13 protein-coding genes are annotated in these 14,359 nt (G+C 40.6%); 9 read left to right on the top strand and 4 right to left on the bottom strand.

Features of this window, described 5'->3' with window-relative positions; translation table 11 throughout:
* The first annotated feature begins 117 nt into the window (after nt 1–117).
* The 8 genes from AB9K32_RS14125 to AB9K32_RS14090 all read left to right on the top strand — a co-directional run bounded on the left by AB9K32_RS14125 (nt 118) and on the right by AB9K32_RS14090 (nt 9,223).
* Nucleotides 118–834 carry an ABC transporter ATP-binding protein gene (locus tag AB9K32_RS14125; protein ID WP_369885545.1) on the top strand — a complete coding sequence of 239 codons (717 nt, stop codon included), beginning with the start codon at nt 118–120 and terminating at the stop codon, nt 832–834.
* A complete protein-coding gene (locus AB9K32_RS14120) occupies nt 831–2,237 on the top strand; it encodes an ABC transporter permease (RefSeq protein ID WP_369885544.1) in 1,407 nt (468 codons plus the stop codon). Before AB9K32_RS14125 ends, AB9K32_RS14120 begins: the two co-directional genes overlap by 4 nt.
* 2 nt (nt 2,238–2,239) lie before the next feature.
* Complete coding sequence (locus AB9K32_RS14115; protein ID WP_369885543.1) at nt 2,240–3,667, top strand: DUF3526 domain-containing protein; 1,428 nt, start codon at nt 2,240–2,242, stop codon at nt 3,665–3,667.
* 41 nt (nt 3,668–3,708) lie between these two features.
* A complete protein-coding gene (locus tag AB9K32_RS14110; protein ID WP_224836010.1) occupies nt 3,709–4,338 on the top strand; it encodes an ABC transporter ATP-binding protein in 630 nt (209 codons plus the stop codon).
* Nucleotides 4,335–5,669 carry an ABC transporter permease gene (locus AB9K32_RS14105; protein ID WP_252080967.1) on the top strand — a complete coding sequence of 445 codons (1,335 nt, stop codon included), beginning with the start codon at nt 4,335–4,337 and terminating at the stop codon, nt 5,667–5,669. Before AB9K32_RS14110 ends, AB9K32_RS14105 begins: the two co-directional genes overlap by 4 nt.
* Nucleotides 5,659–6,096, top strand: a complete 438-nt coding sequence (locus tag AB9K32_RS14100) for a hypothetical protein (RefSeq protein ID WP_224836008.1) — start codon at nt 5,659–5,661, stop codon at nt 6,094–6,096. Before AB9K32_RS14105 ends, AB9K32_RS14100 begins: the two co-directional genes overlap by 11 nt.
* 24 nt (nt 6,097–6,120) lie before the next feature.
* On the top strand, nt 6,121–7,533 hold the full coding sequence (locus tag AB9K32_RS14095; protein WP_369885541.1) for an alkaline phosphatase: 1,413 nt from the start codon (nt 6,121–6,123) through the stop codon (nt 7,531–7,533).
* A gap of 376 nt (nt 7,534–7,909) precedes the next feature.
* The gene (locus AB9K32_RS14090; RefSeq protein ID WP_369885540.1) at nt 7,910–9,223 is read left to right on the top strand and encodes a phage integrase SAM-like domain-containing protein; all 1,314 of its coding nucleotides are present in this window, start codon (nt 7,910–7,912) and stop codon (nt 9,221–9,223) included.
* A gap of 278 nt (nt 9,224–9,501) precedes the next feature.
* Here the strand turns inward: AB9K32_RS14090 and AB9K32_RS14085 are convergent, their stop codons facing one another.
* The 3 genes from AB9K32_RS14085 to AB9K32_RS14075 form a co-directional block, all read right to left on the bottom strand.
* On the bottom strand, nt 9,502–10,023 hold the full coding sequence (locus AB9K32_RS14085) for a hypothetical protein (protein WP_260572766.1): 522 nt from the start codon (nt 10,021–10,023) through the stop codon (nt 9,502–9,504).
* 101 nt (nt 10,024–10,124) lie between these two features.
* Nucleotides 10,125–12,425 carry a relaxase/mobilization nuclease domain-containing protein gene (locus AB9K32_RS14080; protein WP_369885539.1) on the bottom strand — a complete coding sequence of 767 codons (2,301 nt, stop codon included), beginning with the start codon at nt 12,423–12,425 and terminating at the stop codon, nt 10,125–10,127.
* Nucleotides 12,422–12,808, bottom strand: coding sequence for a hypothetical protein (locus AB9K32_RS14075; protein ID WP_369885538.1), 387 nt, complete (start codon nt 12,806–12,808; stop codon nt 12,422–12,424). The genes AB9K32_RS14080 and AB9K32_RS14075 overlap by 4 nt, the downstream gene beginning before the upstream one ends.
* 151 nt (nt 12,809–12,959) lie before the next feature.
* Between AB9K32_RS14075 and AB9K32_RS14070 the strand changes: the two genes are divergently transcribed.
* Nucleotides 12,960–13,136, top strand: a complete 177-nt coding sequence (locus tag AB9K32_RS14070; RefSeq protein ID WP_369885537.1) for a hypothetical protein — start codon at nt 12,960–12,962, stop codon at nt 13,134–13,136.
* Between the two features lie 274 nt (nt 13,137–13,410).
* Here the strand turns inward: AB9K32_RS14070 and AB9K32_RS14065 are convergent, their stop codons facing one another.
* Entirely contained in the window at nt 13,411–14,346 is a 936-nt protein-coding gene (locus AB9K32_RS14065; protein WP_369885536.1) for a carbohydrate kinase, read from the bottom strand.
* Nucleotides 14,347–14,359 lie beyond the last annotated feature (13 nt).

Below are 14,359 nucleotides of genomic sequence, written 5' to 3'. Positions count from 1 at the left end.
GGGGAGCAAAATACCGTATAACAAATACGTAATTTGGCTTCTTACCCGCATTTTAGCCTATACTTTTCACATATAGATAGGGTTTTTGATAGAAATAATAAATAAACCAACACCAAAATGATAACCACGAATAACCTTACCAAAAAATTTGGTGACTTTGTTGCCGTAGATAATCTTTCGATTTCGGTAAAAGAAGGTGAAATATTATGCCTGCTCGGCGCCAATGGTGCCGGTAAGTCCACCACAATAAACATGTTACTTAATTTTATTAAGCCAACCTCGGGCACTGCCGAAATAAATGGGATGGATGTAGTTAAGAATCCTCTAAAAACCAAGGAATTCGTCACCTATATCCCTGAAAACCTTATGCTGTACCCCAGCCTGACCGCTATTGAAAACCTGGACTATTTTTCCGGGATAGCCGGCAAAAAACTCTCATCGAAAACACTAACGGATTTTTTAAGGGAAGCTGGACTGCAAGAAACTGCCTTTAAAAAACGGATATCCACTTTTTCCAAGGGAATGAGACAAAAAGTAGAGATCGCCCTTGCTCTGGCCAAGGACACCAAGGTACTGTTATTGGACGAACCCACTTCCGGATTAGACCCCAAAGCCAGCAATGAGTTCGGTGAATTGTTGCAAAACCTTAAAAACAAAGGGGTTGCTGTTCTAATGGCAACCCACGATCTTTTCCGAGCCAAAGAGGTCGCGACCCATATCGGTATTATGAAAGATGGCCAACTTCGCCAACAATTTGTCGCAAGTGACATTTCGCTTCCAGAATTGGAAAAAGCATACTTGGATACGATGAACTATAAAGAAGTATTGCCATGATCGTAAAAACCTTCATAAAAGAAAGCAAGGAACTTTGGCGAGACGGTCGGGTTCGTGTTGCGTTCGCCATTGTAACCATACTTTTGGGTATCGCAGTTTGGATCAGTGCGCGGCAGTATCAACATATAAATGAGCAGTATCAAAACGCAAAGAGCGCAGAAAGGGCCATATGGGACGACCAAGGTGAAAAAAACCCACATTCCGCAGCACATTACGGCACATATGCATTTAAACCTAAATATCCTTTGTCCTTAGTGGACCAAGGTGTTGATAAGTACGTCGGAACCTCAATTTTTTTAACGGCCCACAACAGGAATGAAGCCCAATTCAGTGCTGCAGCGGATCAAACCGGATTAGCACGTTTTGGGGATCTTACACCAGATTTTATTTTGCTTTTCATAATTCCATTGTTGATTATTTTATTGGCATATAACATTTTTACCAAGGAGAGGGAAATGGGTACCTTGACTTTATTAAAAAGTCAGGGCATTACGCCATGGAAATGGGCAATAGGTAAATGGAGCGCACTGTTTTTTCCGGTGCTCATTGCAACGATTGTTCTTTTTGTAATTGCTGGCATCGTGCTGTCCAACCTCAAAGATTTTGGTGTGTTCCGTTGGCAATCCTTATTCATTTTATCCTTGGTGTACATTGGATATTACATCATCTTCTTAAATATTGTATTATTTATTTCACTGAAAGCAAAAAAATCCGGGATAGCCTTGGTGCTTTCCTTATCCGTTTGGATATTGGCCTGTTTGGCAGTGCCCAAGGCAGCCAGTAATATTGCCGAATCCAAACACCCCTATCCGACCCGACAGGAATTTGCTGCCAATGTTTTAAAGGACAAACAAAATGGCCTGGACGGCCACAACCCCTGGAGCAAAGAATCAAAAATGTTGGAACAGCAAGTATTGGCCGAGCATGGGGTGGACAGCCTGCACAAACTTCCTTTTAATTTTGATGCTTACCGAATGCAGAAAGGCGAGGAGCACGAAGCAGAAATATACGCCAAGCACTACAAATATTTAAAGGAACAATATTCAAAACAGTCCAGCCTTTATCAAAGTTTGGCAATAATATCCCCGTATTTGCCCACTCGTTTTTTAAGCATGGCAATTGCACGCACCGATTACTCCGCCCATTGGGATTTTTCGGATGCGGCAGAGGACTATAGAATTGCCACACAAAAGTTTTTGAACGACAATTTTGCACAAAATTCTTCCTACGGCGAATGGGACTATCGGGCCAATGCCAATTTTTGGGGCAAACTACCCGAGTTCAGCTATAATCCACAAGAACTCAATGCAATCCTTACTACAAACGCTTCGAGTTTGTGGATTCTGGGTGCGTGGATCCTGCTTTCCTTTGGCGCTTTTCTTATAACCACAAAATCCATTTAACTATGTTACCATACAATTTTAAATACGAACTGCGCTTATTGTTGCGCAGCCGTTGGATTCAACTTTTGAGCGTATTATTATTGGTCCTTTTTGGTTTTTCCACCTATAATGGTAGCACAAAGGTCGAAAAACGAACAAATGATATTTCTTCTGCCAAAAAAGAGGTTGAGGAAACCGACCGGGCCATGCTCAAATTATTGGATTCCGTTGAACGTGGTATGGAGGTGAGTGCCTCCCCATGGACCATTCCCACTAGTCCAATGGCCGTTGGGAACTATCACCCAAGGGTGGCGGCAATGGAACCCCAACCCATGGCTTTTGTTTCCACTGGGCAGGCAGATCTTTTTACCCATTATGTAAAACCAACGGTATCCGGGGATGATTTTGCCTTGAACTTTACCGAAATGACAAGTCCGGTTCAGCTTCTTTTCGGAAGCTTTGATCTGGCATTTGTAATTGTATACCTTCTGCCATTGCTTATTATTGCCTTTACTTATAATGTGCTTTCATCGGAAAAGGAGCAAGGCTCTTTGCGATTATTGGCCTCGCAGCCCATATCCGTTCGAAAATGGGTGTTTCAAAAATTGATTCTTCGCTTTTTCTGGTTGTCGATATTGGTAACACTTTCCTTGTATATCGTATTTCTCGTCGTTGGTATTCAAGCACCGGATTGGCTGAGCGTTTTGAGCCTGTTGGGATTAACCTTGTGCTATATGCTGTTTTGGTTTGCCCTTGCATTTTTGGTCAACCTTTTTGTGGATAGTTCGGCAAAAAATGCCGTATCACTAATAATTCTCTGGGTAATTTTTGTACTCTTGACCCCTTCGGTACTCAATCAAACGGCAAGTACGCTTTATCCCATGCCTTCACGAACCATATTGATTAGTGAAATGCGGGAGCACAAAGCAGAGGCGACCAAAAAACAGGACGAGATCCTGGATAACTTTCTTAGGGACCATCCGGAATATGCAATTAACGATTCCACACAATCCAGAAACTTCTATCACCGGTATATGGCCTCTCAAAAAATTGTAAAAGAAGAATTAGAGCCCATAGTGGGGGAGTATGAAGATCAATTACAAAAACAACAAGAATGGTCCAGAAAATTACAATGGTTATCTCCTGCCATTGTGGTTCAGGAGTCGTTGAACCAATTGGCCGGAACATCCACCGCAGATTATGAAAATTATCGGGGACAAGTCATAGAATTTGCAGAAACTTGGAGAACGCATTTGATCACATTTTTATATAACAACGCAACATTTTCGCAGCAAGATTATGCATCACTCCCACAATTTACATATTCCAATAATACCAATAGAAATATTGGGTTTTCCTCTGTGGTTTTGCTGTTGATAGCGGCAGCACTGCTTACTTTTGGGTTTGCGGTGCAAGGTAGGTCGGAGAAAAAAGGAATGTTGAGCCAATAAAATAACAATAACCGGATATACGTGATAATGATCCATGTAGTATGATACAAACCAACAATCTTAAATTTAAATACGATAACGACAACACCATCTTCGAGTTCCCCGACATCACATTGAGCAAAAACCAAAATCTTTTGATCTTGGGAAAGTCTGGCATCGGGAAAACCACACTTTTACATCTTTTGGCGGGTCTGCTCTCTCCATCGGATGGAAGTATACACATAGATGATGTGGATATTCAAAAACTAACCAACAAACAGTTGGATAAATTTAGAGGTCAAAATATCGGCCTTGTTTTTCAAAACAACCATGCGGTACAATCTTTGAGCGTTATGGAAAACTTGGAGGCAAGACTGTTTTTTGCCAAAAAAACCATTTCCAAAACCGTGATCAAAGATTTGCTGGAGCATCTCGATATTGAAATGTGTAAAAACAAAAAAGTGAGGGAACTCAGTGAGGGACAGCTGCAGCGGTTGGGCATAGCCATGGCCATAGTGCACCGCCCACAACTTGTTTTGGCCGATGAGCCCACCTCTAGCCTAGACGATACAAATTGTAAAAAGGTGATGCGACTTTTAATTGAGCAAGCGGACGCCAACAATGCCAATTTGATTGTAATTACCCACGACCAGCGCATTAAACCATTGTTCAACAAAACCTTGGAACTATGAACATTTGGAAAATCAGTGTAAAAAACTTTAGGTACAAGCCTCTATATACTTTCTTGGGCATTTTGATCCTTTCCGTTAGTATTGCCCTACTTGTCGGAATTCAGCAGTTGGATACATCCTTCCGCAAACAAATGGAAAATAGTTTAGGGGATATAGATATGGTAGTTGGTGCAAAAGGCAGCCCATTGCAATTGGTTCTCGCCTCCGTGCTCCATATAGACAATCCTACAGGCAATATTCCTTATGAAGAAGCCAAGAAATTATTGAAAAACCCCATGATAGAAAAAGGCGTGCCCATTTCTTACGGCGATAATTATATGGGATACAGGATTGTAGGGACAACCCCAGAATTTACCGCTCTTTACAATGCAATACTAAAAGAAGGGAAAAACCCGGAAAAACCAATGGAAGTTGCCATTGGTGCAACAATTGCCGATGCTACCGGTCTGTGGATCGGCGATACATTTCAAAGCTCGCATGGCTTGGCAGAAACAGGCGGGCATGCCCACAACGACCTTTTAAAAGTGGTCGGAATTTACGAGCCCACCCACAAGGTTATGGACCGATTGATCATTACCGGACTACAGACTGTTTGGGATGTGCACGATCACGAATCAGAGCCAAGTTATTCAAAGGAAGGAGGGGTGGTAGAACAAGAGAAGCACCACCATGAAGAGGGAGAACACCATCATGATGAGGAAGGACATGAACACGAACATGAAGAAGAACATGAACATGAAGGGCACGAACAGGAAACGGAACACGGACATCAAGAGGAGCACGAAAAAGAAATCACTTCTATGTTGATTTCATTTCGGAATCCGATGGCACTTTTGACCACTCCCCGAACCATCAACGAAAACACGAACATGCAAGCGGCACTTCCAAAATTTGAACTGGAGCGACTCTATCAATTTACTGGTGTCGGTGTAAAAACCATTACCTGGATAGCCTATGCCATCCTCGTAATTTCCTGTATCACCATTTTTATAAGTCTGTACCGCATGGTCCGTGATCGCGCTTTTGATCTCGCACTTATGCGGAGCTACGGCGCCAATACTTTTCAGTTGATCAAAATGGTGGCCTACGAAGGATTGTTGATTTCCCTTATTGCTTTTGTTATTGGTGTACTTTTATCGCAAATAGGGATTTATTTCATATTTGAGATGATAACCGATCAATACAAACAAAAAATGCCGCTTGAGCTTGGATTCCAAGAATTGTTCAAAACCGCTGTATTGGTTTTGTTAATGGTTCTTTTTTCCATTCTACTTGCTATTAACCCTATCATTAAAATGAACATATCAAAAATATTGAGCCATGAGAAATAACATAATTATTGCCTTTTTTCTATTGTCCACAACGTTCTGTTTTTCACAAACCGAAATAAATTGGTGGGATTTGGCCCGTATCGATTATACAGAAAAGTTTTTTCCTGCTTATGATCAAAACTTTCTTTACCCGGAATTTAGCGATCACATGAAATCTCTCGAGGGCAAAAAAGTGGCCATTACAGGATACTTTTTGAACATTGACCCTAGTGGCAAATTGTTCATCTTGTCCAAAAACCCAATGGCTTCTTGTTTTTTCTGTGGAATGGGAGGGCCGGAAACAGCCATGGAGCTCGAGTTTAGGTCCAAGCCCAATTTTAATACCGACGATGTACTTTACGTAACCGGGACTCTAAAGTTGAACGCTGACGATGTTCAGCACTTTAACTACATCCTTACCGATGCCGTAGCTCAAAAAATGAATTAACCTATCACAATATAATAATCAAAAATGAACAGAAGAAAGTTTTTTAGAAACGGGGCCTTAACAGCCGTAGGTGCCTCGATTTTTACACCATTTGAAACGGTAAGGGCGTCGGACCTTGAGAGTGAATGGAAAAGAAAAAAAGCCAAGAACATCATCTTATTGGTGAGCGACGGGATGAGCACGGGTACCCTGAACATGGCCGACCTTTACCTCTCCAGAAAAACGGGAAAAGGCAGCAATTGGCTAAACCTATACCGGGAAAATAAGGTGAACCGTGCACTAATGGACATGGCCTCGGCCAATTCCATGGTAACCGATTCCGCTGCTGCTAGCTCTTCTTGGGGAGGAGGTGCCAGAATAAACAACGGAGGAATAAACTACGGCGTAAATGGTGAGCAGCACCTTCCTATTTGGCAAAAATTTAAATCCGCAGGAAAAAAGACCGGATGCGTTACAACCGTGCCCATTACACATGCCACTCCCGCGGGCTTTTGCGTGAACGAAAAATCCAGAAACGACCAAGCATCCATAGCGGAAAAATACTTGGAGCATGGGTTTGATGTGTTGATGGGGGGAGGCAACGAATATTTTGATGCCGAAAAACGAAAGGACAAAAAAGATATGTACCGCGCCTTTGCAAACAAAGGGTATGTGGTGGCACGGTCCAGACAAGAAATGATGTCCGCCCCGGCCCATCAACAAATTCTTGGTGTGTTTTCGGACAATGGCCTGGCCTACACCAAGGATAGGGAAAGCAACAAAGAACTCATGGAAAATATTCCAAGTTTGGCGGAAATGACTCAAAAAGCCATAGAAAACCTGTCCGACAGTCCAAAAGGATTCACCCTACAAGTAGAAGCCGGAAAAGTGGATTGGGCAGCACATGCCAACGATATTGCCGGTCTGCTATATGATCAAGTCGCCTTTGATGAAGCCGTGCAGGTTGCCATGGATTTTGCTGAAAAAGATGGAGACACTTTGGTTATCATAACTACCGATCATGGCAATGCCAACCCAGGGCTCATTTATGGAAAAAATGCTAACGATAATTTTGATACCGTTCAAAACTACAAACATACCAATGAATGGATCTTGAACAGTATTGGCAAGGAAACATCCGTGAGCAACTTAAAGGAGCGAGTGGAATTTGCCAATGGATTTGCATTGACGGACGAAGAGGCGAAAACCTTGCTGAGCTATTATACCTCCTTAAAACCCAAGGACGGGTGGTACAATCCTAGGAACCTTCCGTTCAATGCGTTGGCGGAAATCCAGAAAAAGCACACCTCCGTAGGCTGGATAAGCATGCAACACTCCGCAGATTATGTGGAATTGGCCATGTACGGTCCCGGTAGCGAATTATTGAATCCTTTTATAAAAAATACAGACTTGCACTTTCTTATGTTGGAAGCGGCAGAGGTGGAAAACAACTTCTAAGGATGTAGGGCAAAACCTGAAAAGAATAATTCTTGTTTGGAATACAACCGATGGGACTTTGACTTCCTTTGTCCTATCGGGGTATCCTGCAGGATTTCCCAGTAACTAGGTCGTTAAATATAAAGCCGAGTATTAGAAAAACAAAACCCCTCCAAATCAAAGACTTAGAGAGGTTTTCCGTGGTCCCACCTGGGCTCGAACCAGGGACCCCCTGATTATGAGTCAGTCTCTTTATGGTCTCAAATGGTTTTATATGTCTTGAAACGCCCATTTATGGGGTTTTTAATTATCTTTAAATTCGTTTTAAACCATTCAAAACCAAAAAAAGCACGCTGAAAGCACGCTGAAAAAAATTAAACAATAATCTCTTTTTCTTATGGCAACAATTAAGGTCACCTTCGATAGACGCGCCTCTAACACAGTTAAAGGTAAAAAATTTCCTTTGGTACTACGTATCAGCCATAACCGAAAAACACGCGACATTCCTTTCAATTTGCACTTAAAGGAGAATCAATATGATTTTACCACAGGTAAAATTAAAGGCGTTATGAGCGCTGTGCGCCACACTAAAAGGACAATTAAGATATATTCAGATGTGGATTTATGGCTAGATGAGCACGCTGGAGAAATAAAAAATTGGGAAATGAATCGCCTAAAATCAGAAATCGAACAACGATTCTTTAAAAAATCGCAATCCCGCACCATTTTAAATCATGGTGCAAAATATTTGAACCGCCTGCGTATTGAAGGAAGGTTTTCAACTGCAAGTTCTTATGAGGATGCCTTAAAATCCCTAATTAAATATAGGAGGCATTTAAGAGGTTTGGCGGATTCTAAAATCAAATCCTTATTTGAAATCAAGGATGATAAAATGATACCTTTAGAGGAATTCAAGGATTTCGACATGGAGATCAAGGCCATCGATTATGGTTTCTCGAAAGACTTCAAAGCTTACCTATTAAATCGTTACACCTCAAAAAATACTCCGGCCATATTTCTTCGAAGTCTACAGGCCATTATGAACGATGCAAGGAAAACCTATGAAGATTTGAAAGACCACAAGCCTTTGTCGAATATTAAAAAGAAAAGTCACGCAAACGCTCCCTCACCCATCGATTTGCAGGATATCCAAAAAATCAGGAAGTTAGAGTTGCCACCATTTACCCCTATTTGGGACAATCGCAACTATCTACTGTTCATGTTCAATAATATGGGTATGAACTTTTTTGATATGGCCATTTTAAAACGCTTTCAATTTGAGGATAACCGTATCAAATATTTTCGCAAAAAAACGCACTATGAAGGTGATTATTTTAGTGTCCTACAGAACGCTGAGTCTTTGGAAATTATCAACCACTATTTAAACGGTCAGGACGATAATGAGTATCTTTTTCCGATTATCCCAAATAATACTTCACCTGAACGTTTATACAAGGTCAATAAAGGAAAGATTAAAATTTTCAATAAGTACGCTGGAAAAATTGCAGCGCTTGCTGGCATCGATAAAAAAATTACTACCTACACATTACGAGATACTTGGACAAATATTGGGTTGGACATGGGAATCGATATACGGAAGATTTCCTCAGGCCTAGGGCACTCAAGTGTTCAAGTTACCGAAAAACACTACGGCAGAAGCGTTTCGGAGAAAATCCTAGATGAAATAAATGCCAAAATCACAAAAGCGTAATATTCCTATCCATAAAATGGACAACTTACTTTTTCATTTGACCTAAGATACTTTGATGATTCCTTTACATTTTATGCTGTGATTTCTAGTCCAAAAGAAAAAACTCACGAGAAGTCGAATCAAATAAGTATACTTTATCAAAACATTTAATTGATATACTTTTTCGAACAAGTTGGTCAAACCTAAAACTTGACGATTTATGACCTTTTCCTGCTTCTATCAAAAGCCATTTCTCATCTACTAAATTTTCATATGCATTAACTAATTTGGATTTTCTATCAATAATCTTCTGTATTTCCTTTATATCGGCAAATTCGACACGATGCTCCTATCCATTGCCAAAGACTATTATCTGTATCATTGGAGACACTGATTTTGTTGAAATACTCATTTTCTATTTTATTCCTTTTAGTTGAGACGTAGAACTTTCTATCCTTGTTGACAGCATAAATATCATAAACCGTATCGTGCAACAAATCCACAAAATATGATTTCGAATAAGTTTTAACATCCATCTTTTGTTGGGTATAATGAAAATAAACGTTCAAAGCTTCATTGTTATTTTTTTTGAATTTGTTCTCGGCACCATTTAATACCTCCTTCCTGAATTCCTCGATTTTCTTCAGCTTGGAATTTAGATATTTAGTATGTTCGACTGAAATTTTTTTATTTGGGCATGTCAATATAAAATCAGGTGTTTCCATCTCATCAATATCAACAATAGTTGTCTTAAGCATAGTGTACTTTAAAAACTCATCCAAAATATACCTCTCTATTTTCTTTTGTTTTATACTGGTCATATTATGTTTTGTATTATAAATAACTACATTTTTTTCTCCCTAACCACAAAAAGTAACCATCATAGCCAAAGTATTTTCATTTTCGATATGCCCTTTTGCCGCTAAAATGAAATTCCCCGATTCTTCCTTCTCTTTGTATAGTCAGTCAACTCATCCTTAAACCCGTTGTAATCTTCTTGGTTCCCTGTTGGTTTGTCCAATAGCGAGCCGATAGCATAAACACCCTTTCTCAATAGTCGGTTTTGTTTGAAGGTGTTTTTACTTGCTATCCGCTCCTGTATGGCTTTACGAAGCCCTTTATCCATGTGATGTATAGTTGCTTTCCTGTCAAGGTTAGGATATACGCTTTCATTTGTCACCATGTAAGCGACCCTATCGTAGTGGCCCAGTTCCATCAAATGACCGGCCCATAGATTCTTGAGGTTGTCCCTTCTATTTTTGATGAGATTTTCCAAAACCGGTTGCTGTTGCTTTAAGGTCGTTTCCAAATCTGGGATGGAACCTAAATAAAGGTTTGTTCTTTTTGGCATCTTGTAACTTGAGTTTATGTTGGTGTAAATCGACTTTATGTTGATACCGCTTTCTCCTTTCTCAAAATAGAATCCCTTGGCATTGAAAAAAGCGATGTAGTCCTTTGGGGATTTCTCGAACGATGCATGCATCCGTTCGGCATGTTTGAGGTAAGCGCCTAAAGCAAGTCTTTCGTATCGCTGTCTATAATCTGAATTCATACGTTTGAACAGTCCTGGAAAGACCATCGGAAGAAAAAAGGAGATGGCCGTTTGCTTGGATACATTGTCAACATCCTGCTTTATCATCATTTCTAACATGAGATGGTTCTGTCGGACAAATCCATTTGATACATGCTCCTCCATTTTTTTTGGAAAGGGAAGATTTCCCAAGGGAACAGGAACGGAATATTTTTCCGAATCGTTGAACAGTAGTTTGTTGTTCTGGTATCTCACACCCAAGGCCTGGAACAGGTGCCTAACGCTACCATCAGTTGCCCCTACATTGAAAACGCCTTTTCTCAATACATCCCCTATCAAATCGAACTTTCCCTGTAGGGCTTCCTTTTCCTTTATGGTTTCCGTGTCATGTATTCTTTGTTGGGTTTTGGGAAAGGTTTCTTGTAGGTTTTTCCTAAATAGATGTTTCTGCTCGCTTGACATATATTTTTCAAGGAAGCGGTGCTTTTCCGATTCCATTAGGATTGGAACGATGTCCGTAAAACTGAGTGTTTCGATATGTTCCGATAGCAATCCTTTTTTCTGTTTTGATTTCAAGTACGATGTTCGAATCGCTTCCCTTATCAATTTTTGCATTTCTATTAGGAACTGTTTGCTATGAATGTTTATTTCGGTCCATGCATCGCCATTGCCGAAAATATCCAACCGCTTCTGCATGCTTAGATGTTTGCCCAGTTCCTTTTCCCTGAAGACATATCCTGATTTGTCGTAGATGGTATACCCTTCAATGGTATCCCTCTTTATATCAAGTTCGATATCCATGCCCTTATATTCCTTGAGCACTTCCTTGAGGTCGTGCGGTTGGATGGTCTTGAATAAATCGTAGGTCGTCCCTATTTGTTTCAAAAGCCGCTTCCGGTGCATCGGCAACAGCTTGGACCTTTTATGACTGTCGAAGATCCTTTGGAGTTTCGGGCCGCTCATTTGTCGGTGTATCTGGGAACCATTGATAAATCGGGTTCGGTATCCTTGTCGGTTGTCCAGTCCAAAGGCTACCCCTGCCCTTCCCGTTGTGCTTTGGGTCTGTCTGACCTCAAAATGATAGGGCTTTACAAGTCGGGCCAGCTCCTCGAAACTCCTGACCTTATATCTCTGTAGGATGCGGTTCAATACGTCCTGTATGTAGTATCGTGTTCCTTGGATATCATCGTTGTTGGTTCTCGTTTCCGGTAATCTGAAAATCGGGAGTTGCTTCTCCTGTTTTGTCCTTGGGACAGGTTCAAGATTAAATTTAGTTTCCAGATAACCTGTGGTAGCCATGCTCCTTCTCTTGCTATTGTAGAGACTTAGAACCTGTCCCTTGTCATTGACATTGGTGGTTAAGATATGCACATGTTCATGTTTGGTATCGTTGTGTCTTACGACCATGAAGGGCTGTTCCCCATAGCCCATCTTTTCCATATATTCCTTGGAGATTTCAAAAAAGGTACTGTCATCGACATGCTCGTCGTGGGGCAGGTTCAGGCTGATATGGGCATAGCGGTTCTTCGTCGCGTTGCGCTGTCCCTGAAAATGGAGCAGGCTCCCGAAAAACTTCGGGTGGATATCCTGGGAAAAAGTATTCCCATAACCGAGGACCTGCATGCCCTCCTTGCCGAGGATATAGTCCAAGGTTCCCCTGCAGGTCTGTCCGTAAATTATCTTGGCTATCATTCCGTTCTTGCTTTCAGCGTTATTTCCAAAAGTTCGTAGAGCAGTTCGTTGGTCCTTTTTATTTCCGTTTCGAAGCTTATGTTAGGGCTTCTTAAATTCTTTTGGTGGGCCAACTTTACCAATTGGTTTATGTTGTTCCCTATCCTGTTGATATGGTAGGCAAGCTCCAAAGTATCGGGCAATCTTTCCTTCTCTTCTGTTTTGCCGTTCAGGACCAATCTTCGAAGCAATGGACCGAGGGTTCCTCTTTGGCAAATGTCCAAATTGTAGCTTTCGCAAATGGCCCTCAGTTTTTCATATTCGGCATCGTTGAACCTGAGCATTATATTATGCCATCGCTTCTTGTTCCCCAATCGTTTCCTTCCCCTTTTTCTAGGTTTCATTTTAGATGCTCATTTTAGCAGAACACTTCGCCAGAAGTAGCCGATTCTAAGTTACTTAGAATACACCTCGCTATCCGTTACACGGATAAATATAACGGGAGAATATTTAATATAACCAATTTATTTTCAATTATTTATGATCTTGAATCATATGAAACCACATAGGGACAAATGGGACCAAACCGATGTTTTATATGGCCTTAACTGGGATGTCGAAATCCTGAAAAAATCCGTTGATGACGGTTTTGTGGGTAGGGGAAGGAAAGGTCAAGGGGCGTTCTACGCCGCTTGTACTTTTGGGCGACCGAGGGGGTCGGGCGGCCTGTAGCGGAAGGACGACCGTTGCGGACCGGCGAAGCGTGTCCGCATGGGAGAATTGGAGTAGGAGGTCTGGCCGTATTCCGCAGGGGAGGATATAATTTAGTAAACCCGTATAAACTCCAATAATCTATTATTGATGTTAACCAAATTGCAATAATTATTTTTAAATATAAGACATTTTGAAGGATACCATCCTAGAATAGGATGATTAGCTAAACCTATAAAAAGACCACGAATACAAAGCTTTGTTCAAAGAAATACCTTCTAGATTATAGTATAACTTAAAGGGCCTGTTTTTCAATACTAAAATTACATTTTTGAGGATTCATAAACAGAGTAATCTTTTCTTTTGAAAGAAAAGGGTTTGCTCCCTCACAACTAGCTACCATTGCACCAACTGCACATCCATAATCCAACGCCTTTTGCGGTCCTTGTTCACTGAAAAGTTTAAACAAGAGAGATGCCAAGAAAGAATCCCCGGAACCAACTGTATCAACTACCTTTATTCTATAGCCACTATTGTAATAAAAGCATTTATTTTGATATAGTGTTGCACCATAAGCGCCTTTTGTTACACATATAGTTTTCGTATTAGTCTTAGTCGCAACATAAACTATGGTTTGTTCCAAAGAGTTGTATTTTGACCCTAATAAAGTTGCAATTTCGAAAAGCTCATCATCGTTAAACTTAATGAAATTAGCTTCCATCATTAAATCAACCAACAGCCTGGGATTATAATGGGGAAACCTAAGATTTGCATCCAGTACTTTATAACGAGCTTGTTTTAATAATCCTTTCAGAGTAGACCTAGAAACATCATCTCTACATACCAGTGTTCCGAATACAAAGAAATTAGAATCCCTAACCAATTTAGCATATTTATCTAAAAAAGGAATTTTATCCCAAGCTACAGGATAGGGGATATCATAAGAAGCCACTCCCTTATCATTCAAGCCCACATTTACCACCCCAGTCGGAAAATCCCCATGCTTGTAAATACAACTAGTATCTATTCCCGAATTGTTTAGATGGTTCATAATTTTTTTTCCTCTTTCGTCGTCACCAATACTACTTACAATCGATACATCCACACCAAAAGATTGTAACCTTAGAGAAACATTTAAGGGAGCTCCCCCAATTTTAGAATAAGTTGGAAAACTATCAAAAAGGACTTCTCCAAAACATACTGCTTTCATTTTGTGCACTGATTTTTTCATTTATTTTCAATTA

The sequence above is a fragment of the Allomuricauda sp. XS_ASV26 genome (assembly GCF_041224615.1).
Classification (GTDB): Bacteria; Bacteroidota; Bacteroidia; order Flavobacteriales; family Flavobacteriaceae; genus Flagellimonas; species Flagellimonas alginolytica.
The sequence above is the reverse complement of the archived record's forward strand: the minus strand, read 5'-3'. Positions and strand labels throughout refer to the sequence as shown.

What these genes read in the sequence shown, in the direction of transcription:
- AB9K32_RS14125 (WP_369885545.1), top strand. Translation starts at nt 118, where the DNA reads ATGATAACCACGAATAACCTTACCAAAAAATTTGGTGACTTTGTTGCC.
- AB9K32_RS14120 (WP_369885544.1), top strand. Translation starts at nt 831, where the DNA reads ATGATCGTAAAAACCTTCATAAAAGAAAGCAAGGAACTTTGGCGAGAC.
- AB9K32_RS14115 (WP_369885543.1), top strand. Translation starts at nt 2,240, where the DNA reads ATGTTACCATACAATTTTAAATACGAACTGCGCTTATTGTTGCGCAGC.
- AB9K32_RS14110 (WP_224836010.1), top strand. Translation starts at nt 3,709, where the DNA reads ATGATACAAACCAACAATCTTAAATTTAAATACGATAACGACAACACC.
- AB9K32_RS14105 (WP_252080967.1), top strand. Translation starts at nt 4,335, where the DNA reads ATGAACATTTGGAAAATCAGTGTAAAAAACTTTAGGTACAAGCCTCTA.
- AB9K32_RS14100 (WP_224836008.1), top strand. Translation starts at nt 5,659, where the DNA reads ATGAGAAATAACATAATTATTGCCTTTTTTCTATTGTCCACAACGTTC.
- AB9K32_RS14095 (WP_369885541.1), top strand. Translation starts at nt 6,121, where the DNA reads ATGAACAGAAGAAAGTTTTTTAGAAACGGGGCCTTAACAGCCGTAGGT.
- AB9K32_RS14090 (WP_369885540.1), top strand. Translation starts at nt 7,910, where the DNA reads ATGGCAACAATTAAGGTCACCTTCGATAGACGCGCCTCTAACACAGTT.
- AB9K32_RS14085 (WP_260572766.1), bottom strand. Translation starts at nt 10,023, where the DNA reads ATGACCAGTATAAAACAAAAGAAAATAGAGAGGTATATTTTGGATGAG.
- AB9K32_RS14080 (WP_369885539.1), bottom strand. Translation starts at nt 12,425, where the DNA reads ATGATAGCCAAGATAATTTACGGACAGACCTGCAGGGGAACCTTGGAC.
- AB9K32_RS14075 (WP_369885538.1), bottom strand. Translation starts at nt 12,808, where the DNA reads ATGAAACCTAGAAAAAGGGGAAGGAAACGATTGGGGAACAAGAAGCGA.
- AB9K32_RS14070 (WP_369885537.1), top strand. Translation starts at nt 12,960, where the DNA reads ATGAAACCACATAGGGACAAATGGGACCAAACCGATGTTTTATATGGC.
- AB9K32_RS14065 (WP_369885536.1), bottom strand. Translation starts at nt 14,346, where the DNA reads ATGAAAAAATCAGTGCACAAAATGAAAGCAGTATGTTTTGGAGAAGTC.